Raw genomic sequence first — 23221 nt, forward strand, 5'->3', positions numbered from 1 at the left:
CTAAAAACCTTTCAAACATTTTTTATATAGGAAGGGCTATGGTACCATTTAGGATAAAGTGGTTCGCACCTATATTAAATCGTTGAGAAAAGGATGGGGTAGCATGTTGAATGCTTCTTACTGGTTAACCAATATAAGATTAGAGCAGGGTTATGTTATTGAGGATGGACAAGTGGTTGGTACGGATACGAAGGTTTATCATATCCGAATTGACGGGGATAAGATTTCAGAAGTGGTTGGAGCGGACGTAGAGCTTCGGAGTCATCTACCTAAATATGACTGCAAGGGGTTATTGATGCTTCCTTCTTTTGAGGAGGCGCATATCCATTTAGATAAAACATATTTCGCTGGACCATGGAAAGCGGTAAAGCCTGCTGCCGGTGTCTTCGAACGCATTGAGGAAGAGAAGGTATTATTGCCTAAGCTGCTGCCTATGGCGAGACAACAAGCGGAGAGCATCTTGACGCTTATACAGCGTTTCGGTGCCACACATGTGCGTAGTCATTGTAATATTGAGCCTGTCAGCGGTCTGAAGCGTTTAGAGGCAACCCTGCAAGCATTGGATACCTTCTCCGGTACAATTTCATCTGAAATTGTAGCCTTTCCGCAGCATGGTCTGCTTCGCTCTAATTCTGTTGAATTAGTAAAGCAATCCCTGGCAGAGGGGGCAACCTATGTAGGTGGTGTCGATCCATACTCAGTGGATGGAGATATCGAGAAGTCACTCCAGACCATGGTCGAGCTAGCGGTAATGAATAATGCTGGCATTGATCTTCACTTACATGATGGAAAAGAAGCAGGAAAGCAGACGCTGTCGCGTTTGGCTGATCTCACAAAAGAAGCTGGCTTACAGGGCAAGGTAACCGTTAGTCACGCATTCTGGTTCGCAGGTGCATCGCAGCAGGAAGCAGAAGAAATGGCTACACGGATGGCATCACTTGGTATGGGTATTGCATCCACAGTACCTATTGGAAGAATGATGATGCCACTACCGATGCTGCACAGCCAAGGTGTACAAGTGAAACTGGCAACAGACAGCCTTACGGATCACTGGTCTCCTTTTGGAAATGGAGATCAATTGGAGAAGGCGGGACGGTACGCAGAGTTATATGGGTGTAGTGATGAACGGTCATTATCGCAATCCCTTAGATTCATAACAGGAGGGATAACGCCTCTTAATCTAAAAGGTGAACAGGTATGGCCAAAAGTAGGAGACACGGCAAGCTTTGTGCTGCTGCATGCCAGCTGCTCGGCCGAAGCAGTAGCAAGAAGAGCGGACCGTCAAGCGGTATGGTTCGAAGGGCGTCTCGTGAGTGGATCATTATAGGGACATAAGAGGTGGATGACATGCTCATCTCTAACCATTTACAACAGTATAAAGCAGCGATGCTCTCTCTTCCGAAGGGAACCGCGCTATCGAAAGATGATCTGCAGGTGGATGAGCTTCTAATGAAGCGAAGCGGGAAGCTTGAAATGTACTATGCACCGCACAATGAATACATTAATCCATCTGCAAAGGTGATTATTATCGGACTAACACCCGGTTTTACACAAATGAGAATAGCCATACAAGAAGCAGTTATTGGGTTGAAAGCCGGGCTTTCAGATGAAGAGGTATGCAGAAAAGCAAAAGAAGCGGCGAGATTCGCAGGCTCCATGAGGAGTACGTTAATTCACATGCTAGATACACTTGGGCTTCATCAGTACTTGAACCTTACCTCTTGTGACCAATTGTTTCAGAAGCAGCAAACGAACCTGCATACCACCTCTTTATTGCGTTTTCCTGTATTCGTAGAGAAGAAAAATTATAATGGGGCACATCCTAAGCTACGTTCAGATCCGTTCCTTAGAGAATGTGCGCTATTGTCGTTAGAGCAGGAGTTGGGCATCCTGAGCCAAGCTTTAATTATTCCTTTAGGAAAAACGGTGGAGGGAATGCTCCAGATTTTGGCATCTGAGGGTAATCTCGATGATCACCGCTGTTTATGGGGATTTCCTCATCCTTCTGGAGCGAACGGACATAGATTTAAGCAGTTTGCCAGCCAGCAAGAGAACATGACAAAGACGCTCCAAGATCATCTATGGAACGCCTGAACGGCTATCTATTGCGACATTTTTCCTGAACCTCACGTTAAGATACGATTAATTCTAAGGGGCAAGGCAGTGGAGAACCTATCGGCCAAGCGACCAAAATCGTTGTAGAAAACTAATTTACATGAAATCGAAGAAATAACGGATGACATGGAAAAAGACCGGCGAGGTGTAGGTCAAGCTATCCACACGGCTTAAATAGCTTTCTTTTAAAGCTACGAATTTATCGCCATCACCGATGAGCAAATCTCGCTTCAGCACGGAAACCGTTAAACTACCCAAGAAGCCGCTCAAACTGATTAGCATGCCTGACAGGAAACCGAAGATCGGGTTAAGCGGCGTCAGGTAGGGATAGATCAAATAGGAGACCCCGGTTGTTACGACAAACGCACAGGCAAAACCTTCCCAGGTCAAATACGGGTTGGCGGTTGGGACCACTTTGCGCTTTCCCATATAGAGGGATGCGAGATAGTGGACCACATCATTCAGCTGTGTCAGCACTACTAGGAATAATACAAGCCCCGCTCCATACTCCGGTGTAGCAAATTGAAAATAAGCTAAGTGACTAAGTCCGAAAACCATCAGCATTAATCCCCACTGGGTTGAACTAACACTACGCAGGAAGCCAACTGTCCCTTTATTAATGAGCCTAGGTAGCGGTAGGAGTAAGAATACATAGACTGGAATAAACACAATAAACATCCCGTACCATTCGATATAAATCCAGTAGAACTGTAGAGGAATGGATAAGTACGCCCACAGAAATAGTCTGCGGTCGGATTTTCGTGACTTTATCATGGAGAAATATTCCTTGAGTGCGAAGAAGGTCAGCACCATGAGTGCCAATAGTGAGACGACTGGATTAAAGAGAGTAGCCAAGCAAAAGATAAAAAGCATTCCCCACCAGGTTTTGATGCGGAAGCCGATCCCTGTATAATCTTTACTGGGCTGTAATTTGCCTATAACTACATACATCAAGTGAATGGCCGATAAGGCCGCAAAAATCAGGATTACCGTTAATAGAGAGCGGTCGATAGCTAATCACCAACTTGTCGTAGAGTAGATTCCATTAATGGGTTCATATGTTATTATGAAGGAAACGTTCAATCTTGATAAGGGGAAAATTGTAAATGGCAGATGATCCATCGGTCTTTATCTTGCTTACGAATACCGGAACGCTCTTTACGAAGCTTATTCAAGGCTACACGAGAGCTCCTTATAATCATGCCTCGATCTCCTTTAATCGGGAGCTTTCCGAGTTATATAGCTTTGGCAGAAAGCACCCGAGCAACCCTCTAAACGGAGGATTCGTGAAGGAGGATATTAAGACAGGCACGTTCAGCAAATATCCAAATACGACGTGTGTTCTATATGAACTTCAAGTTACAGCCCGTGAAGTGGAGAAAATGGAGCGGGTACTCAAAGTCTTTATCCGAAGCCGGCAAAAGTATCTCTATAATATTCTCGGCGTGATTGGTATCGCTCTGAAGGAACCTGTTGAATTCAGCAACTCTTATTTCTGCTCACAATTTGTAGCGGAAATTCTGGAGAGGTCCGGCATTAAGCTATGGAACAAGCTGCCTGCGCTCGTAACGCCGGATGATTTTCGGCAAAGCGATCGGCTGAAGCTGATCTATCAAGGCAAATTAAGTGAGTACGAACCTAAAAGCTAAGGGAGAGTATTTGGATGAATAACAAAGAACGGTTCTCAAATCGGGTAGATTCGTATGTGAAATATCGCCCGAGTTATCCTAAAGAAGCCATTGATTATTTATACAATACGATTGGGCTAAAATCGAATTGTGATATTGCGGATATTGGCGCAGGAACAGGAATATTCTCAGCACTGCTTCTGGAGCGCGGGTGTCGCGTGACTGCCGTTGAACCAAATCCGGAAATGCGTACAGCTGCGGAGGAGAAGTTCGCAAAGGATAACCATTTCCGCGCATTGCCTGGGTCTGCCGAGAAGACAGAATTGCCAGACCAGTCTGTAGACTTTATCGTGTGTGCCCAGGCGTTTCACTGGTTTGATAGGGATGCAGCGCAATTGGAATTCAAGCGGATTCTTAAACCGGGTGGAAAGGCAGTTCTGATATGGAATTCTCGGCGTACTTACGGTACCCCATTTCTGGAGGAATATGAGCAGCTCGTGCAAACCTTCGGCACCGACTACACTCAAGTTAATCATAAGAATGTTACCCCTGAAATCCTTAGCTCCTTTTTTAAGGCAGGGCAGATGCAAGTAGCGCACTTTAGCAATCAGCAGGTATTTGATTTCGAGGGATTAAGCGGACGGGCGAGATCATCTTCCTACATTCCGGCCCCCGGAGATCCACGTTACGAGAATATGATGACGGAGCTGAGGAACCTATTTGAACGAAATAAACAGGATGATAAAGTGTTTTTTGAATATGAGACCGAGGTCTATTGGGGCGAAGTATAGTCAATGAAATCAGCATATTAAAAAGACTCAAATCCTAGTGATAACAGGGATTGAGTCTTTTTTTACTTTTAGTTACGAAAGATGAACGTAAAAGGTGGTGGATTCGCCCACCGTGCTTTTGGCGTAAATTTTTCCTTTATGTTGTTCAACGATGTATCTATCTTCAGCATAAATGAGACTGCCGTTCTGGAGGTTGTTAGAAGTAATCTAGTTTCTATTCACTGGGGTGGAACCCAACTGAATCGGTTTATTAGAAGTGTTGATAACTACATTGTGTGAATTAAAAGACAGAATTTGAATCAGCTGCTCTGCCATATGGTTCGCAGTATATTTGAACCCTCCCTTTACCCATTCCATGATTAATCCAAATAGAGCATAGGCCGTATAGCTAGAAAATAATTCGATATTTATATTGTTATTAGTATTATTAACCGCGACTAAGTCCTGCTTGGTTAGCTCCTTTAAGATGTCACAAATCTTATTTTGAAACCCAGGCAGAACATTGGAATTTACAATGATGGTATAAAAATTAGAGTAGGAAACGACATGCTCAAAAATTTTGATGCTAGAGGTGGTAAGCTCACTCACCATGAATTTATCGGTATGGAGATAAGGATCTTTATAAGCCTTAATTAAATCCTCCAGCACATCATCAATCAGCTCATTCAGAAGTTCTTCTTTGGTTTGATAATGCTTATAGAAGGTTCCACGGTTTAAATCGGCAAGGGTCACAATATCGGTTATCGTAATGGTGCGGAAATTCTTTTTTTCCATGAGTAATATCAATGCATTTTTTAGTTCTTTCTTCGATTTACTCGTTCTTCGATTTTTAAGCAACAGAAGACCACCTAACTGTCTATTTTCTATTCCTATTTCAACACAATTCCAAGTTATATTTATTTATGAACATTTGATGTCTCATTTGTATATTGATAGTTAAATTGCAGAAGATTAAACTTGAGTAGAATAAATTTTAAGTGATTTAGAGATTTTATAAATTAATACTTACATTATAGATAAACGTAAAGGAGACTTCCAACATGAAACTTCAAGACAGAGTTGCAGTTGTTACCGGAGCAGCCTCGGGTATGGGGAAATCTATTGCAGAGTTGTACGCTAAAGAAGGTGCTAAAGTAATAGTAGCCGATCTTAACCTCGAAGGTGCGGAACAAGTCGCAGCAGGAATCGTTAGTAGTGGTGGAGTAGCTAAGGCGTTGGAAGTAAATGTTGCTCTAGTCGAAGATATCAATAACATGATTGATACCGCAGTAAATGAATATGGAACGCTAGATATACTAGTGAATAATGCGGGTATTATGGACGGCTTTGAGCCAGTTGGTGATATTAATGATGAGAGATGGGATCTTATCTTTGACATCAATACCAAAAGTGTAATGCGGTCTACACGTAAAGCGCTACCTATTTTCCTCGAAAAAGGAAAGGGCGTTATTGTGAATACCGCTTCTACCGGTGGCGTAAGTGGTGCTCATGCTGGAGCAACTTATACTGCCTCCAAACATGCAGTAGTAGGCTTGACGAAAAATACAGCTTTTATGTATGCCAACAAAGGCATTCGTTGTAATGCCATCGCACCAGGAGCTACTGCCACTAACATTAGTGCTTCTATGAAAAATATTAATGAGTTCGGCATGAGCCGCACTCAACTAACACAGGCTGTAATTCCTCGTGTAGGTTCACCTGAAGAAATCGCACAAGTTGCGTTATTCCTGGCTTCAGATGATTCCAGTTTTGTAAACGGAGCAGTCCTCGCTGCCGATGCGGGATGGACTTCAGCATTCTAAAATTAGATATCATAAAAACTCCGCTAGAGATTACTCTAGCGGAGTTTTTTATGCTCTTGATATTTCCAGGTTAACCCTTCAAAATAGAGAGAATGCTAACTATAGAGGGAGTTATATGAAATGAACGATGTTAAGGCGCGGAATCATGTGAAAGTGATTGGAGAAGGAGAAAGAACCATCCTTTTTGCACATGGATTTGGGTGTGACCAGAGCATGTGGCAGTTTATCACGCCTTCTTTTGAGAAGAAATATCGAATCGTTCTATTTGATTATGTAGGTTCAGGTAACTCAGATTTAAGTGCATATACAACAGATAAATATCATACGCTCCACGGCTATGTACAGGATGTATTGGATGTCATCGAAACGTTGGAACTCAAAGATATTATTTTTATAGGTCATTCGATTAGTTCTATGATCGGGATGCTTGCTTCGATTGAGCGGCCGGATTATTTTGATAAAATGATTATGATTGGTCCTTCTTCATGTTATTTAAATGAGGGGGATACTTATTTCGGAGGCTTCGAGAAGAGCGATATTACTGAGCTTCTGGAGATGATGGAGATGAATTTCGCTGGCTGGGCTAGCTTTATGGCACCTCTTGCTATGAACAACCCTGACCCGATGTTAACGAAAGAGCTGGAGCGCAGCTTTATCTCGGCAGATCCTGTTATTGCAAGGGAATTTGCAGAAGTTACGTTCTTTTCAGATCATAGGGAAGATCTACCTAAGGCTACAATCCCTACACTTATTCTACAATGCTCGGATGACAGTATCGTACCTATAGCGGCTGGAGAATATCTACATAAACACTTGAATAATAGCACCTTCCGGTTAATGGAGGCTAAAGGGCATTACCCGCATATAAGCCATCCTGAGGAGACCATCACTTTAATTAATGAATATCTTACGTAAGCTAGATGAGATTATGCTGTGTTGAAAGGATATTTAGATCATGGATGACCGATTAAGATATGCACCTTGTGGCTATGTTTCTATTACCCATGAAGGAATAATCAAGGATGTAAATCAGACGTTCTTGGACCGTATGGGGTATAAGCAGGTTGATTTGGTGCATAAGCATTTTGAATCTATCATGTCTACGGCAAACAAGCTTATTTTTCATTCATACTTCTATCCTTTTATCAATCTGAATGGACATGTAGAAGAGCTATTTATCAATTTGAAGGACAGCAAGGGACAAGCCGTCCCTTACTTGTTAAATGGCAGACGCCTTGAGTGTGAAGGTGTGGAGATCATTGATTGTATTCTGGTACAGATGGGCAAACGTATTGATTATGAGCTAGAGTTACGATCTGCGAAGAAGCAAATAGAAGAGGCTTATTGGGAAAAAGATCAGGCGCTGGCAAAGCTCAAACAAATTCACCTGGAAATCGAGCAAAAGCAAGCTGAGCTGATGGAAATGAATGCCGTTTTAGTAGAATTATCTAATACAGATAAGCTGACTGGGCTGAAGAATAGAAGGTTTCTTCAAGAGAAGCTGGAAGAGCAGATTGCAGGGTATGGCCAAGTTCAAGCAGCATTTTCGCTGTGTATTATAGATATTGATCATTTTAAAAAAGTGAACGACACCTATGGGCATCAGACAGGTGACTATGTACTGGAGAAATTGGCGAGTATCTTGAAATTGCAATCTCGTGAAGAGGATATTGCGGCTAGATATGGCGGTGAGGAATTTGTACTTCTTTTACCAAATACAGATATCTCGGAATCAAAGATCATAGCCGAGAATTTACGGCAATCTATCGCATATTCAACATGGGAAATGGGCCAGATTACGGTGAGTATGGGTATAGCTACGTTTATTCCAACCGATTCAGAAACCACCCTACTGCAAAAAGCTGATCAAGCGCTCTATGCCTCTAAAGAGCATGGGAGGAACCGCGTCACGCATAGCATAGATTTGAATGAAAAGCTTCTTTAACAGGAGGCTTTTTTTTATTACAATAATAGTTATGCTGTGTAATATTGAAGTTATGAAAGGGGGTATGAACTATGCCCAATATCTTAATCGTAGAAGACGACATCGCATTGAATAACGGTATTGTCCTCTCTTTAAGGCAGGAGTCTCTTAGCTTTCTACAAGCCTTCACAATTAAACAAGCCGATCAATTTCTTGTCAGCCATGAAATTGATTTGATTATTTTGGATATTAATCTTCCTGATGGTAATGGTGCTGAATGGTGCGGAGAAATTCGCAAGACTTCCGCTGTTCCCGTCTTAATGTTAACTGCTAATGATATGGAGATTGACGTAGTGACGGGGTTTGAGCTAGGTGCGGATGATTATATGACCAAGCCTTTTAGCCTCATGATTCTACGGGCGCGAGTAGCGGCGCTTTTGCGCAGAGCGGCTTCGGACAAGGGCGCCACATCTGTCCTGCGGATTGATGATTTCAGCTTTAACTTTGATGAGATGGAATTCACGAATAAAGGACAGCATGTCGTTCTAAGTAAGACGGAGCAGAAGCTGTTGCGTCTGCTTGTCTTAAATAAGGGGATTACAGTTCCACGCGCCACATTAATTGATAAGATCTGGACGGATGGTACAGAATACGTGGATGAGAATGCATTGTCCGTTACGATTAGCCGCCTGCGCAATAAGTTGGAGGAAGTACCAGCAGATCCTCGGTATATTCAAACGGTGTATGGAATTGGATATACGTGGGCGGTGAAATAACATGACAAATGTCTATATGTATGTGATCGTGGCGGTAGTTGTTGCTGCTATTGCTAGTAGCTTGACCGCGTTCATTTATAATCGCAATAACAAAGCTATGTTTAATCAAATGAATTCGATGTTGGATAAGGCCATTAATAATACGTTTGCGGAATCCAGCTATGATGAAACAATGCTGTCTCAAATGGAGACGAAGCTGAATCGATTTCTAATTGCGTCCACCACAGGTGAGCGGGATATTAGTAGGGAGAAAAATCGCATTAAGATGCTAATCTCGGATATATCGCATCAGACGAAGACACCCATCGCTAATATTCTACTCTATGTCCAGCTATTACAAGAGCAAGAGCAAACAGGCAGTCCTACAGCAGATCTGAGTAGCCAGATCGCACAGCAATCGGAGAAATTGAATTTCCTGATCCACGCGTTGATTAAGACGTCACGAATGGAGGCAGGAATTATCTATGTCAATCCGCAGCCCAATCGAATTAAGGATTTAATCCAATGTACAGTTGCCCAGGTAGAAGAGCAAGCACAACTCAAGCGTATAAGTCTCAATATAGAATGTGAAGAGGCGTTAACTGCCATATTTGATCCCAAGTGGACCGAGGAGGCCCTCTTTAATATTGTGGATAATAGCATCAAATACACACCTGAACAGGGTATGATTACGATCTCTACCACAGCATATGAGTTATTCATACGTATGGATATTACAGATACGGGTATCGGTATGGAGGAACATGAGATTAATCTGATTTTTAAACGCTTCTATCGCTCGCCTCAGGTGAGTCAGGTGGAAGGTGTAGGTATAGGACTTTACTTGACAAGAGAGATTATAACGATGCAAAAGGGCTATATCAAAGTAAGCTCCGCTGTTCAAAAAGGTTCCACCTTTTCAATCTTCCTACCGAGAGAGCCTTCTCCCTCCAAATCTTTCAATACTGATAGATTTCCGAAAGAAGCATGAAAGAAGTGGCTGTTATAGTCTATATCGTAGGATGCTAAAGGCATTTACGGTATAGATTTTTTCTTATGGAGGATGATATCGGATGAAAATATTAGAGACCTGTGATCTGATGAAACATTATGGAAATGAACTGAATAAAGTACGCGCTTTAGATGGTATTAATTTAGCTATAGAGAATGGAGAGTTCGTTGCCATTGTAGGAACCTCGGGCAGTGGTAAATCTACATTGCTACATATGCTAGGAGGTCTGGATCGTCCTACTAGCGGTGAGGTATTGGTTGAAGGGAAGAACATCTTTGATCTGAAAGATGATGAATTGACGATTTTTCGTCGCCGCAAGATCGGGTTTATTTTTCAAAACTATAACTTAGTACCGATATTGAATGTATTTGAGAATATCGTCTTGCCCATTGAACTCGATGGGAATAAGGTAGATCAAGATTTTGTTGGACAAATTGTGACAACGCTAGGACTAGAGAGCAAGCTGTATAGCCTGCCTAATAACCTTTCCGGTGGACAGCAGCAACGGGTAGCCATTGCGAGAGCCCTTGCCACCAAACCAGCAATCATTCTGGCTGATGAACCTACAGGTAATTTGGACAGCAAGACTAGTATGGATGTGCTGGGATTACTAAAGGTAACAAGTAAGCAATTCAATCAAACGATCGTCATGATTACTCATAACGAAGAAATCGCTCAATTGGCGGACCGTGTGATTCGCATCGAGGACGGCACAATTGTAGGTGGTGAGTAACATGATGAAGGTTTCCAATCGGAAGATTGTATCTCGGCTTGCCTTTGCCAGCTTTAAAGCTAACAAGACTAGAAATCTGATGGCGATTATTGCGATTGCATTAACTACTGTTTTATTTACCACGCTGTTTACGATCGGTATAGGGATGGGAGAGAGCTTTCAGAACCAAACGATGCGACAAAGTGGGGGTAGTGCTCATGGGGCACTTAAGTACATTACAGAAGAGCAGTTCAACGCGATCAAAGATCATCCGCTGATTAAAGAAATTGGTTATAACAAATTCATTACGTATGCTGATAATCCAGAGTTCTTGAAGCGTCCCGTGGAGATGCGGTATGAGGATGAAGCGGATACTAAGCTACGATTCACTGCACCAACGACAGGGCGTATACCACAGCAAGAAGATGAGATTATTACAGACAGCATGACCTTGGATCTGCTCGGAATTCCTCATCTGGTAGGTGAGAAAGTAACGCTGTCCTATACGATTAAAGAAAAGATTTATCATAAGGATTTCGTGTTAAGCGGTTTTTGGGAAAGTGATACAGCTTCCCAAAATGTGGGAACTGCGGTGGTGTCCAAAGCATTTGTAGATACGGTTTTGGCTGATATACCGCTCACCTATAAAACGGATTATGATATGACAGGTACAATCAGTGCAGATATTCTGTTCAGCAATAGCCGAAATATTCAGCAGAAGCTTGAACAAGTAGTCACAGAAAGCGGCTATACCTATCGTTCAGACGATAGTGTAGGTCCCGCGAGCTCCACCGATATTGAGGGTAATCCGAACTGGGCATATCTATCATCAAGTTTTAATTTAGATCCATCAACCCTCGTATCTGCCGCTGCAGCAGCGATACTGATTATTATCACAGGATATTTGATCATTTTTAATATCTTTCAAATCTCCGTCATTAAGGATATTAAATTTTATGGATTGCTGAAAACGATTGGAACAACGTCTAAACAGATTAAAAGCATGCTTACTAAGCAAGCACTACTGCTTTCTGTAATCGGTATTCCCTTTGGATTAGTAATTGGATTCGTCATAGGTAAAGCTTGTTTACCAATGATTGTAGGAGTCAGTGAAATTGGGGCCACAGTAGCCGAAGTTTCTCTGAATCCAATTATATTTATTGGAGCGGCATTATTTGCGCTAATCACTATATTTATTAGTACTCGTAAGCCTGGCAAGATAGCAGGTAGTGTTTCCCCTGTGGAGGCGGTACGTTACAGTGAGGTTACCGATCATATCCATAAAACCAGTAAGAAGGGTACCGATGGTGGTAAGCTGCATAAAATGGCACGCTCTAATCTCAGCCGCAACAAAAAGCGTACGCTGTTAGTAGTATTGTCACTCTCGCTTAGTCTAGTAGTGCTTAATACTGTATTTACGCTCTCTAAGGGAATGGATATGGATAAGTATCTTTCGAAATTCGCAGATACGGACTTCCTGATCGGTCATGCCAATTATTTTAATCTGAATATGTTTCGTTCTGAAGAAGATGAGTTATCTGAAAGCTTTATTCATGCTGTAAAGTCTCAGCCAGGATTCGAAGAGGGCGGTAAATTATATTACAATTTGAGTGATAGTAAGATTCACTATACTGGCGACAATCGAATCGCTTATTCCGGTCATAGTCTTCTTCTCCCTGAAGGTGATGATCAACAACTTGATTTATATGGGTTAGAGGATTTGCCTTTCTCAAGGCTTGACATCGTGGAAGGAGAATTGGATTTAGACAAGCTTGCGACGGGAAAATATATCATTGAAGGATTACCTGCTGATGATCATGATAATGTTCAATGGGATGTTGATCGCTACAAGATTGGGGAGAAGGTACAGATCACTGTAGATGGTCAAATGCATGAATATGAAGTTATAGCGAAAGCAAAAACAGACTATTATACGAATACCAATCGCAGGGGAAGCAGCTTTACGATGTACCTGCCTGCAGATGAATTTACTAAGATTGTTAAACGGCCTATAGTTATGACTTATGCATTTAACGTTGAGAAAAACTATGAGCAAGCTATGGATACCTTTTTGAAGAGTTATACGAAAGATACTGAGCCTCTTATGAATTATGACTCTAAGCTGACCTTACTAGATAGCTTTAAAGGACTACAAAGCATGCTTATCAATGTCGGTGGAATGTTATGCTTGATCATTGGTTTGATAGGTATTTTGAATTTCATTAATTCCATGCTGACTAGCCTACTATCCCGTCGACAAGAGTTTGCGATTATGCAAAGTATTGGTATGACGGATAAACAATTACGTAAGATGGTAGTTTTTGAAGGACTATATTATGCAGCTGCGACGATCATTGTCTCGCTTGTTCTCGGTATACTCTTTTCCTATGGAGTTATTGGAGGTGTGGTCGGGAACTTGTGGTTCTTCAGTTATAAGTTCACCATTATCCCTTTACTGATGGCATATCCTGCGCTACTTGTGCTGTCTGTTATTATTCCGTATGTTGCCTTTCGGAGTATAAGTAAGCAAAGTGTTGTGGAACGATTAAGAGATACAGTTTAAGCTTGAACAAAAGGGAACAGATTGGGCGAAAGGTCCAAGTCTGTTCCCTTTTTTGTTTATCAGTGTGACTATTTATAAACGATACATCCTCTTTGCTCTAATTGCTCTAAAATGTCTGTTCTTCTTAAGCTGTGATTCCATCTTAGATCCAGTTTCTCTAATCGTTCAAGCTGTAAAAGGGAATTCGGGATTTCTTGCAGGTTATTATCTCTTAAATCAAGCTCAACAAGGCTGCTCAATTGACCTATTTCCTCAGGCAGCTTATTCAGTTTATTTTTTCGAAGGTTAAGTCTTCTTAACTTGCTTAGTTTACCGATGGATGAAGGCAGTTCAGTGATTCGATTATCACTCATATCGAGTATCCGCAGTTCTTCTAAAGCACCCAAATGCTCTGGCAATACGACCAGTTGATTACCGTAAAGATGAATCTCTTTTAACCCTTTAATTTGTGTGATCGAATCGGGTAGACGTTCTAGCTGATTATAATAAAGCCGCAATTCAATTAGACTGCTCATTTCGCCTATACGGGTAGGCAATTGCTTTAGATGATTATCTGTTACGTTCAGATACTTGAGTTTCTGGAGATTACAAAGCTGGTCCGGCAGCTGTTCAAACTGATTATTGCTTAGGTATAGAAAAGAATCTAACCCCTGCAGTCCGCCAATTGTCTCCGGCAATACCTTCAGTCGATTATGGCCTAAATCCAACATTCTTAGGTGAACTAAGCGACCGATGTTCTCGGATAACTGTTCGATTTCATTACCCGCATAATTTAGTACTTCTAATTCATCATGAAGGAAGAGCTGATCGGGAATCTCTTTAATGTGGTTGTTGTACATGCTGAGTTCGAGTAGGGGATTACTTTCAAAAATGATCTCTGGCGTTTCGGTAAGTCCTTTTCCGTCAAAATTAAATCTCATAAAAGAGTCTCCCTTGTTATTTGTTCGGCATCATGTTCATGGTGCAGTGTTACGATAGAATATAACAGGATGATGATTTATTATCAGTATGTTGGCATACAAAACTATGGAATGTTTTAGAAAGGAATAATGAGATGGAAGCTTCTTTTTGGACTGGCATTCGCTTTTTTCAGGGTTTACCCTCCGAGGAGATCAAGGCGGTCTCAAGATTATTCACTTATAAGGCATATTCCAAGGGGACTCTAGTGTTTACAGAATCAGATCCGGGGGATCACGCCTACATTATCTATTCGGGGATTATAAGGGTGTACGCTACCACGAAAGGGAAAGAGCATACCGTAGATCTTTTTGGAAAAGGCGATTTCTTTGGCGATCTGGAAGTGATCCATCCCTCCAATATAAGAGTGCTGTCTGCGGTGGCTATGAATGATACTGTATTATTTGTGATTAAACGTGAGCCTTTTGAGCAGATGCTTGCCGATTACCCGTTGATTAAGGAACAATTGATGCTGCTGCAAATGGACCGTTTATTTTTATCGAATCGGTTATTACATGAAATGAAATTTCATGATGCGAGAGCGCGTGCGATTTTTACACTAAGAAGACTATACCAAAGATTCGGGATAGAGGAGCAAGGCCAGCAGAGGATTGATCTCCGACTGACCCATCAGCAGTTCACGGATATGATCGGAACGTTAAGGGAGACGGCTACCCTTGTGCTTAAAGATCTGCAAGAGCAAAAGATTATTGATATTCAACATCAGCAGATCACCGTGTTAGACCCGACGTATTTACTAGAGTATACGGATTTCGATTGAGAAGAGCAGTTCCGGGATCTTTTTCAGAGAATTGATTGTTAAAGGGGTTATGAATGTGGCATGTAATCATTGTGTAGTAAGAGAGCTGAATTTTGAAATCAAGGCTCATGGTGAGCTTAATCTAAGGATTTTACCTGAGGTTATTCATCACTTGAGTAGAAGTAATACGATACATAAGGTAGAAGAAAATGTGATTACGATTAAGGAGGCTGGGGTGCGGGATTTTCTAGATTTCTGTAATGACCATATGGAGTCGGAGCAGGTTGAATTCCGTATAGATGACCAAACATGGAGACCTCTATCCGAATTACCCACTGTACTTGATATGGAGTGGATTGATGAGGTTATAACTAAGGGTTTAGTTACTTGTCACTTCCAACCGATTGTGAACGTACGGGAAGAGCTTTTTGCATACGAGCTCCTATCCAGATTTAAAAAAGAAGATGGGTCCCTTATCTATCCTAATGAGATTTTTGCAGCGGCACGGAATCGTGGGCGTTTATATGCTTTAGACCGGTTATGTAGAATGACTGCTGTAAAATATGCTGCACCCTTAAATAAAAAAACCTTTATTAATTTTATCCCAACGTCGATCTACGCGCCAGAGTTCTGCTTAAGATCAACCATTGAACTGGCCAATCAATTAGGCGTCGATCCCTCTCTTTTTGTCTTTGAAGTTGTTGAGACGGAGAAAGTGGATGATCTCGCTCATTTGAAAGCTATTTTGACATATTACAAGGATCGGGGATTTGAATACGCTTTAGATGATGTTGGCGAGGGCTTCAGCACGATCGAGATGTTGTTGGAGCTTAAACCCCATTACATGAAGCTGGATATGAAATATGTTCAGGGTGTGTCCAGCGATCTGAACAAACAGAAAATAGCTAAACAATTTTTAGAAAAAGCTTTAGAAATCCAATCCGTTCCTTTAGCAGAAGGTGTGGAGTTTAGAGGGGACTTTGAATGGCTTAAGCAGAGTGGTTATCAGTTGTTTCAGGGATATTTATTTGGAAAGCCTGATCCTATTCCCAAACAGTGATCCTAATGAGTATAACTCCGTCTAGAGGATGAGGTGAATTTCAGGTCAGAGTCTGAGTACAGCCAACCCCCGGGGTTGTATAATTAAGGTAATTGAGAAGGGGGACGGGATGGATATGAAATGGCATAAGTACATCACACGCTGGGCGGATTCTAGAGGGTTAGGTGGACGAGAAATTGATTATCAATGGCCGTCTCCATCATTTCCGGTGGTAAGTATTCGCAGCAATTTGGGTCGATACTCAGGTCAGGGGTATGGTCACGGAAGCAAGCCACAAGTGAAGACAGCTGTTGGATTAATTGCCATTGGAGATATAGCTGTTGGCCTGATTTCCATAGGTGCGATAAGCGTAGGGGTTCTATCCGTGGGTGCAATATCACTAGGAATGTGGTTAGCCCTTGGAGCGATAGCAATTAGCTGGCTTGGCTTCGCAGCTGGGGCGATTGCCATTGCAGGAGTGGCTGTAGGAGCGATCGCGATAGCCGAAAAAGCGTTGGGAGCTGTTGCCATAGGTGATACGGCATTTGGGGCGGTAGCCATAGGACGAATTGCTGGGGGAGCAGTAGCTATTGGCCAATGGGCATATGGTCTAATCGCAGTTGGCGAGCATGGCTTCGGATTAATTCCCATCACGGGCGATGTGTGGAATTGGTTCCGGCGTTTGTTTGGTGCGGGGAGTTAAGTAGACCTCCAGTCCTAAAGTGTCCTCTCTCTTCCGGGATAGTCGATAAATAATATCTATCACGATAGAAAAAGTAATTGCAATTACCTATTCGGATTTCATACCAATTAATCATGCGATCAGATGTAGCGTTATGTTACTCTTTGTAATGTATTCGAAACTTCATAGGCAAACCTATGGAAATGTAGGGACGCAAAGCTATAGGGACTAAGGTTATCATAACTATTGTCAGCCAGCTGCCAAAGAGTGTATTACGCTTTTTGTTAAAATATAAGAAAGGTTAAGTTATACACCTATACTTAATGTCTTATATTTCTCGCCTAAACCCTTATCGTCCTTATAAGGACGCCGAAGGCGTTTATGCTTGTTAAAGTTTAATAAAAATTAAGTCTTAGTTTTTATGCGACTTTATACGCAATCAAGCTACTCTTTTGGGGTAGTTTTTTTTGTGCCTATTTTTAGGCACGGAAGAGATTCATATTACATCTAGGGGGTAGAAAAGATGAAAAAAATGATTGCGATCGCTACATCGGCAGCCATGTTAGCTAGTTTTTCGAGTGAGGCAGGTTATGCTTTAGCAAGTGATGTAAGCAAGGTAAGTGTAGTGAACACTGTAGTACAAAGCAAGGCTGACCTATTCAGCAATGCGTCAGTTATTCCTTTTGATCTGTACGGCAAGGCTATCCTAAGCGCTTATAATGATGTTTTTAGAATGAATCCTGCGAATATTAAATCCATTACCAATAACGGTGGCAACTACTCAGGTTCACCTATAGCTAAGGCTATGGATGGCGATATGAGTACGCATTGGGAAACGGGCAAACCGAACAGTTCAACGTTTACGAATGAGGTTGTCTTTGTTTTCAATGAGTCCACTGAATTAAATAGAATCGTATACGCTGCAAGACAATCCAGTGCAAAGGGGAAGGGGTTTGCTCAGGAATTTGATATTTATGGCTCAACTACGGATGCAGGCGATTATACGCTAGTATCCTCTGGAGAATATAAAGGCGGAGCAGGTGACGTAGTAGAGATTCAGTTTGCACCTACAGCCTTCAAGAGACTTAAATTTGTCTTCAAAAAAGCTAACCAAGATTGGGCGAGTGCGGCTGAGTTTTCTTTTTATAAAGAAGATACCGTATCCGCTAAAATGAAAAATTTATTTACAGACGATACCTTGAGTCAAGTTAGCGCAGCATTTAATACGGTGGAGAAATTAACGGCTTTAGAACAAGAAGTGCAGACACATCCACTGAACGCGCAGTTTCAAGCAGATATAGAGAATGCAAACGTACTTCTGGAGAACCATCAAATAGAGGCAACAGCGGCTAAGGTTTCGAAGCTAAAAGGCTATGGTACAGCATACGAAAATGCCTATAGCGAAGCTTATAGAATGCCCAACTCAAACGTATCAAAAGTAACGGTGAACGGTGGGAGCTATCCAGGTACCAAACCGGAATACATGCTCGATGACCAGCCGAATACACACTGGGAAACGAACAAAAACAATGATGACAGCTTCACGAATGAAGTCGTGTTTGAATTAGCGCAAGCGAAAGTACTAGATAGATTGGCTTTTCTGGCTAGAGATAACCGCAAAGGCTTCCCAGAGGCTTTTGAAATCTATGTATCAGAGACGAGTAAAGGAGAGACCTTCCAACTTGTATCTAGCGGAACCGCGATTAGTACCAATGATTTTCTGGAGTTTAAATTCGAACCGACGAAGTTTAAAAGATTAAAATTTAAGTTCACAAAAGCTAATATCAACAGACCTTTTGCGGCTGAATTTAGATTTTATACAGAGGATAAAGTAAGTGAAGCTGTAAATGGTATTTTCACAGATGGCACGATGAGTGCGGTTGTTCCTGCTTATAATAGCGCCAATGCAATCAACGAATTAGAAGAAGCGGCAAAAGTACATCCGCTCTATCCAATCCTGAAAGATTCTTTGGATTTAGCTAAGAAGCTAGTGAATGGTGAAGTTCAAACCGAAGGCACCATCATTGAGGCGGAACAACGTGGAGATATGAAAAAGCATGCGCAGGAAAACCTGAGAATTGGTTTCGGTACGAACAACCAGCCTACAGGTCTCGTTGCAATGCCTGGAGATACAATCAACGTTTATGTGGACGCAGCTTCGAGCGATAAACTACCTTCTTTAGTCTTTTCTCAACAAGAGGCGGCTTGGAATGTTTGGGCTAGAGGTGTGCAATTGCGTCCAGGTAAGAATATTATAACCGTTCCTGAATTTGCTACGAATAGTTATTATGCACATGAAGTGACTAAGGGCGGTACAGTGTATATCGTCAATCCATATACAGCAGAGGAACAAGGTAAAGCACCTATGATCCGGTTCGAGGGGCTTACCAAGATCCCTATGATGACCAGGACTACAGATCCTGAACAATTTAAAGCCTTCTTAACCACCTATAAACAAAAATTAGATGAAGATAAGGCAGCGCATCCGAATGTTCAAGATCGCGAGCTCATCGATGTGGTGGAAATGGTCAGCGATCATGTTATTTTCACAGGAACTGCGACAGAAGCTTATAACAAGTTTATTACGCAAGAAAATGATCCGCTGGGTACCGTAACCGGCTATGATACTTGGATGAAGACGATCTTTGACTTCTATGGCTTGGATGGCAGTAGTGTGATTCATGATGCGAAGCTAATTCGTGAGAACATCCGATTGATGCAGCCTTATGGTGCGATGTATGCAGCGGGAGATCATACAGGGATACAAATTGGGACCGTAGGGACGATGTTAGGTGATTTTAACAAAGTCTATCCAGGCTGGGGATTGAATCATGAAATAGGGCATCGCTTGGCGATGGGTGAACGAGAATATGGTGAAGTAACCAATAATATGGTGTCTATGCTGATGTCAGTCTATGCGGACTCGATGGATACTCGTATTCCTTTTGAAAGTGATATTTATAAATATGTAATCGAAGAAAATAAAGTGGTTATGAATCAGCAGGGCTTATTTGCACAGCTCGGTGCCTATTGGCAGTTAGAATTGGCGCATCCGGGTTACTGGACAGAACTGACCAAGCTGTACCGCGAGCGGAAGGTCTCCCTTCCGAACGGCGACAATTCCAAGCAGCAGTATTTGGTGGAGTTCTCCTCTGAAGTGCTGGGGTTAGACCTAAGTAGCTATTTTGCCAGACATGGCTTCACTGTGAATCCTGAAACGAAAGAGAAGTTAGCTAAATACCCAGCACCGAAAAAGCTCTGGTATTTAAACAATTCAGTGGTTCATTATGAGGGAACAGGAATAGCAGATAAGAATGTTGCGATAAAGGTTAATATCACGCCTAACACTACTGCTAAATCGAACACATTAAGCTTCAGTATAGATAAGGATCTTAAGAAAGATTTCTTAGGTTATGAGGTGTATAGAGACGATAAGTTAGTAGGGTTTACAGGGACTGACCAGTTTGTGGACACGAATGTAGATAACAGCATCAATTATACGTACAAGATCGTTGGTTATGATAAGAAGCTGAGCCCACTGAAGCCGGTACAGGTTAAAGCCTTCAAGCCAGCGTTATCTGTTGAAGATCAAATCACGTTAAAGCTTAATCAAGCTTTTGATCCGATGAGCTATGTAAAAGCGACTAACTATCAAGGAAACGATATTACTGCTAATGTCACCCTGAAAGCAAATACCGTTAATGTAACGCAAAAAGGCGACTACGAAGTGGTATATGAAGTGAAGAACGAAGGGGTTACAGAAACCAAAACTACACTGGTTACGGTAACGAGTGACTATGCTTATCTTTCGGATCTTAATGCGAAGTCAGTCGTTGTTGGTTGGGGTGAATTAAAGAAAGACAAAGCCGTTTCTGGTGGAATCATCACCCTTGTTCGACAAGGGTTAGCTGCGACCTATACCAAGGGAATCGGTGTACATGCGAACTCTGAAGTTATTTATGATATTGAGGGTAAAGGTTATGACTTCTTTGAAAGCTACATCGGGATCGATCAAGCGATGAAAGGAAAGCCATCCTCTGCAACCTTTGAAGTGTATGTAGATGGAGAGAAGAAATTCGCGAGCGATGTTTTCCGGGCAGGAACAGAGCATGAATTTGTGAAAATACCTGTGACAGGCGCGCGCGAAGTGAAGCTGGTTACCACAGATGCTACAGACGGCAATGCTTCAGATCATACGGTATGGGCGGATGCGAAGTTTACGAATACTTCAAGCAAGCCTACTATCACAGTGCCTGAAGAGACAACGTTTATTAAGCTGAACAGTGAATTTGATGTTTTGACCGATGTTACAGCCGTTGATAAGGAAGATGGTAACTTGATTGGAGCCGTTGAGGTAAGTCCGAATGGTTTTACTTCAAGCAAAACAGGCACTTACAACGTCGAACTGTCAGTTACAGACCGGGATGGGAATACAGCTGTGCAGACCAGAACAATCGTTGTGTATAGCGCTAGTAAATACTTGAGTGATACAGCTTGGCAGTCGGCAAGAACGGATTATAATGTTGTTCGTAAGGATAAGGCAAGTTCTAACAATCCGATTAAGCTACTCGTAAATGGCGTAACCAAAGAGTTCGCTAAGGGCTTAGGAACGCATGCTAACTCCGAGATCGTGTATAATCTGGCGGGTGCTAATTTCGAATATTTTGAAACATATGTAGGGGTTGACCGAAATATCCCAGAGCAAAATAATTCTAGTGTGATCTTCAAAATCTTCGCCGATGGGATAGAAGTGTATAATAGCGGACTGATGAAATTTGGCACGGAAGCTAAATTAGCTCGGATCCCTGTGAAGGGTGTAAGTGAATTAAAGTTGGTACTAGATAATGCCGGCAACGGAAATGCTTCAGACCACGGTGATTTCGCTGATGCGAAGTTTATGATTCTAAACAGTACGCCAGAGCTTACCATAGCTAACTCTGTATCCACCAAAGTGGGGCAAGCCATAGCAGTAAGTGCGGACTATTCAGCAATGGATTCAGAAGATGGTGACTTGACGGCTCAAGTAAAGGTTACGGGTGAAAATCAAGTTAAATGGGGCAGAGCTGGAAAGTATCCGATTACTTATACAGTAACGGATAGTGATGGAAATACGACCACGAAGACTAGAACCATTGCCGTTGTAGACATGACGGACTTTACGTATCTGACGGATTACGACTGGAATTCTACTCAGAACAGCTATACTGCGCCTTTGAAGGATAAATCTATTAGTGCCAATACGCTGAGATTAACCGATGAGAGCAATCAAGTAGTGTCCTATGAGAGAGGGATTGGAGCACACTCTAACTCGACGATTGTATACGATCTAAGCGATAAGAACGCGGACTACTTCACTTCCTATGTGGGTGTAGATCGACAAATGTATGGTACGGTCGGTTCGGTGAGCTTTGAAGTGTTTGTCGATGGAGAGAAGAAATTCGATAGTGGGGTTATGGGCTCCAGAGATCCGCAGAAGTTCATCGAATTGGATATTAACGGAGCTAAAGAGCTGAAATTAGTCGTTACAGACGGCGGAAATGGCAACGGATCTGACCATGCTACATGGGGAGGAACCAAACTACATTTTGCGAATGGAGATCACCTATTCACTGGAGATCTGGAGCAAGCCATTGCAGCGGCAAAAGCAATTTCTCTAGAAGGCTTCACGGCTGAGAGTATTGCGGTATTTACGGCAAGCCTTTCGATTGCAGAAGCGGCTTTGACTAATCCTTCTGTCACACAAAGTGAAATAGATGTAGTCTCAGCAGCGTTACAACAAGCAACAGAAGGTCTGACCGAAATAGACCTTACGCAAGTCATTACCATTGCGGACAAATATTTAAGTGCTTCGATCAAGACTACGTTAGGCGTAACTGGAGAACTAACGCTAGGGGATATGTATAACCTTACAACGTTAACGAGCGAGACCGGAAGAGCTAGATCCTTGGAAGGTCTACAGTATGCTAAGAACCTAGAGACACTTGATATTACTGGAAATGAAATCACTGATTTCTCCCCACTACAAGGGTTAACTAAACTAACGAGCTTATTGGCTGACCCTCAAGTGGTAGAGGTGGGAGGATTAAAGGGACCTGTGGTTGAATGGACCAATCCGGTGAAAGGGCTCGATGGCAGTAAAGTGATCCCTAATTCAGCAGGGGTCAGAAACACTGGAACATCTAAAGAAATCATGTTTGATATGAATGAATGGGCAGCTAATCCTGATGTGTTCACCATAGACCTATCGAACGAGGAGAAGGGAACTTACATGCTGGGGTTAACTTACCAAGTCGCAGGTAATCTCGTGCAATTAATTTCTTTTATTGATAACAATTAAATCCCATAGGCAGAAGAAAGCAGGCGAATTGTGGTGTATTCCACCATGATTCGCCTGTTTTTATATTGGGCTTACGTAATATGAGACTCGTATTATGTAAAAAACATCCATTTTGTAATATGACAGAAGTGATGACAACGCTCA

General features: G+C 42.1%; 18 protein-coding genes and 1 riboswitch. Of the genes, 15 read left to right on the top strand and 3 right to left on the bottom strand.

What is annotated here, in order from left to right:
• The first annotated feature begins 103 nt into the window (after positions 1-103).
• Together MKY52_RS09870 and MKY52_RS09875 are read left to right on the top strand one after the other, a co-directional pair.
• Positions 104-1327, top strand: a complete 1224-nt coding sequence (locus tag MKY52_RS09870; protein ID WP_341051138.1) for an amidohydrolase — start codon at positions 104-106, stop codon at positions 1325-1327.
• A 20-nt stretch (positions 1328-1347) separates the two neighbouring features.
• Positions 1348-2094 carry a uracil-DNA glycosylase family protein gene (locus MKY52_RS09875; RefSeq protein WP_341051140.1) on the top strand — a complete coding sequence of 249 codons (747 nt, stop codon included), beginning with the start codon at positions 1348-1350 and terminating at the stop codon, positions 2092-2094.
• A 117-nt stretch (positions 2095-2211) separates the two neighbouring features.
• Here MKY52_RS09875 and MKY52_RS09880 read toward each other — a convergent pair whose 3' ends face one another.
• Positions 2212-3126, bottom strand: coding sequence for a phosphatidate cytidylyltransferase (locus MKY52_RS09880; protein WP_042192888.1), 915 nt, complete (start codon positions 3124-3126; stop codon positions 2212-2214).
• 95 nt (positions 3127-3221) lie between these two features.
• Between MKY52_RS09880 and MKY52_RS09885 the strand changes: the two genes are divergently transcribed.
• Together MKY52_RS09885 and MKY52_RS09890 are read left to right on the top strand one after the other, a co-directional pair.
• Complete coding sequence (locus MKY52_RS09885; RefSeq protein ID WP_042192886.1) at positions 3222-3764, top strand: hypothetical protein; 543 nt, start codon at positions 3222-3224, stop codon at positions 3762-3764.
• A gap of 14 nt (positions 3765-3778) precedes the next feature.
• A complete protein-coding gene (locus tag MKY52_RS09890; protein ID WP_341051142.1) occupies positions 3779-4534 on the top strand; it encodes a class I SAM-dependent methyltransferase in 756 nt (251 codons plus the stop codon).
• A 207-nt stretch (positions 4535-4741) separates the two neighbouring features.
• Here MKY52_RS09890 and MKY52_RS09895 read toward each other — a convergent pair whose 3' ends face one another.
• Positions 4742-5371, bottom strand: a complete 630-nt coding sequence (locus MKY52_RS09895; protein WP_341051144.1) for a TetR/AcrR family transcriptional regulator — start codon at positions 5369-5371, stop codon at positions 4742-4744.
• Between the two features lie 203 nt (positions 5372-5574).
• On the opposite strand from MKY52_RS09895, the gene MKY52_RS09900 reads away from it, so the two are divergent.
• The 7 genes from MKY52_RS09900 to MKY52_RS09930 all read left to right on the top strand — a co-directional run bounded on the left by MKY52_RS09900 (position 5575) and on the right by MKY52_RS09930 (position 13302).
• Complete coding sequence (locus MKY52_RS09900; protein ID WP_341051145.1) at positions 5575-6336, top strand: SDR family oxidoreductase; 762 nt, start codon at positions 5575-5577, stop codon at positions 6334-6336.
• 120 nt (positions 6337-6456) lie between these two features.
• Positions 6457-7251, top strand: coding sequence for an alpha/beta fold hydrolase (locus tag MKY52_RS09905; protein ID WP_341051146.1), 795 nt, complete (start codon positions 6457-6459; stop codon positions 7249-7251).
• 40 nt (positions 7252-7291) lie between these two features.
• Entirely contained in the window at positions 7292-8281 is a 990-nt protein-coding gene (locus MKY52_RS09910; protein ID WP_341051147.1) for a sensor domain-containing diguanylate cyclase, read from the top strand.
• 71 nt (positions 8282-8352) lie between these two features.
• Positions 8353-9036 (top strand): response regulator transcription factor, encoded by a 684-nt coding sequence (locus MKY52_RS09915; protein ID WP_341051148.1) that lies wholly within the window; start codon positions 8353-8355, stop codon positions 9034-9036.
• 1 nt (position 9037) lies between these two features.
• Complete coding sequence (locus MKY52_RS09920; RefSeq protein ID WP_341051149.1) at positions 9038-10006, top strand: sensor histidine kinase; 969 nt, start codon at positions 9038-9040, stop codon at positions 10004-10006.
• A gap of 82 nt (positions 10007-10088) precedes the next feature.
• The gene (locus MKY52_RS09925) at positions 10089-10760 is read left to right on the top strand and encodes an ABC transporter ATP-binding protein (RefSeq protein ID WP_111505951.1); all 672 of its coding nucleotides are present in this window, start codon (positions 10089-10091) and stop codon (positions 10758-10760) included.
• A 1-nt stretch (position 10761) separates the two neighbouring features.
• Positions 10762-13302, top strand: coding sequence for an ABC transporter permease (locus MKY52_RS09930; protein ID WP_341051150.1), 2541 nt, complete (start codon positions 10762-10764; stop codon positions 13300-13302).
• 68 nt (positions 13303-13370) lie between these two features.
• Here MKY52_RS09930 and MKY52_RS09935 read toward each other — a convergent pair whose 3' ends face one another.
• Positions 13371-14222: a leucine-rich repeat domain-containing protein gene (locus tag MKY52_RS09935; RefSeq protein ID WP_341051151.1), complete on the bottom strand. Its 852-nt coding sequence runs from the start codon at positions 14220-14222 to the stop codon at positions 13371-13373.
• A 134-nt stretch (positions 14223-14356) separates the two neighbouring features.
• On the opposite strand from MKY52_RS09935, the gene MKY52_RS09940 reads away from it, so the two are divergent.
• From MKY52_RS09940 to MKY52_RS09955, 4 genes are all read left to right on the top strand, one after another.
• Complete coding sequence (locus MKY52_RS09940) at positions 14357-15040, top strand: Crp/Fnr family transcriptional regulator (protein ID WP_341051152.1); 684 nt, start codon at positions 14357-14359, stop codon at positions 15038-15040.
• 55 nt (positions 15041-15095) lie between these two features.
• Entirely contained in the window at positions 15096-16079 is a 984-nt protein-coding gene (locus MKY52_RS09945; RefSeq protein WP_341051153.1) for an EAL domain-containing protein, read from the top strand.
• 109 nt (positions 16080-16188) lie between these two features.
• Entirely contained in the window at positions 16189-16761 is a 573-nt protein-coding gene (locus MKY52_RS09950; RefSeq protein ID WP_341051154.1) for a hypothetical protein, read from the top strand.
• Positions 16762-16918: 157 nt separating this feature from the next.
• Positions 16919-17005, top strand: a riboswitch (cyclic di-GMP riboswitch).
• Between the two features lie 258 nt (positions 17006-17263).
• The gene (locus tag MKY52_RS09955; protein ID WP_341051155.1) at positions 17264-23077 is read left to right on the top strand and encodes an NPCBM/NEW2 domain-containing protein; all 5814 of its coding nucleotides are present in this window, start codon (positions 17264-17266) and stop codon (positions 23075-23077) included.
• Positions 23078-23221: the final 144 nt, after the last annotated feature.

This window comes from Paenibacillus sp. FSL P4-0184 (genome assembly GCF_038004625.1).
In the GTDB taxonomy this organism is placed as follows: domain Bacteria; phylum Bacillota; class Bacilli; order Paenibacillales; family Paenibacillaceae; genus Paenibacillus_AQ.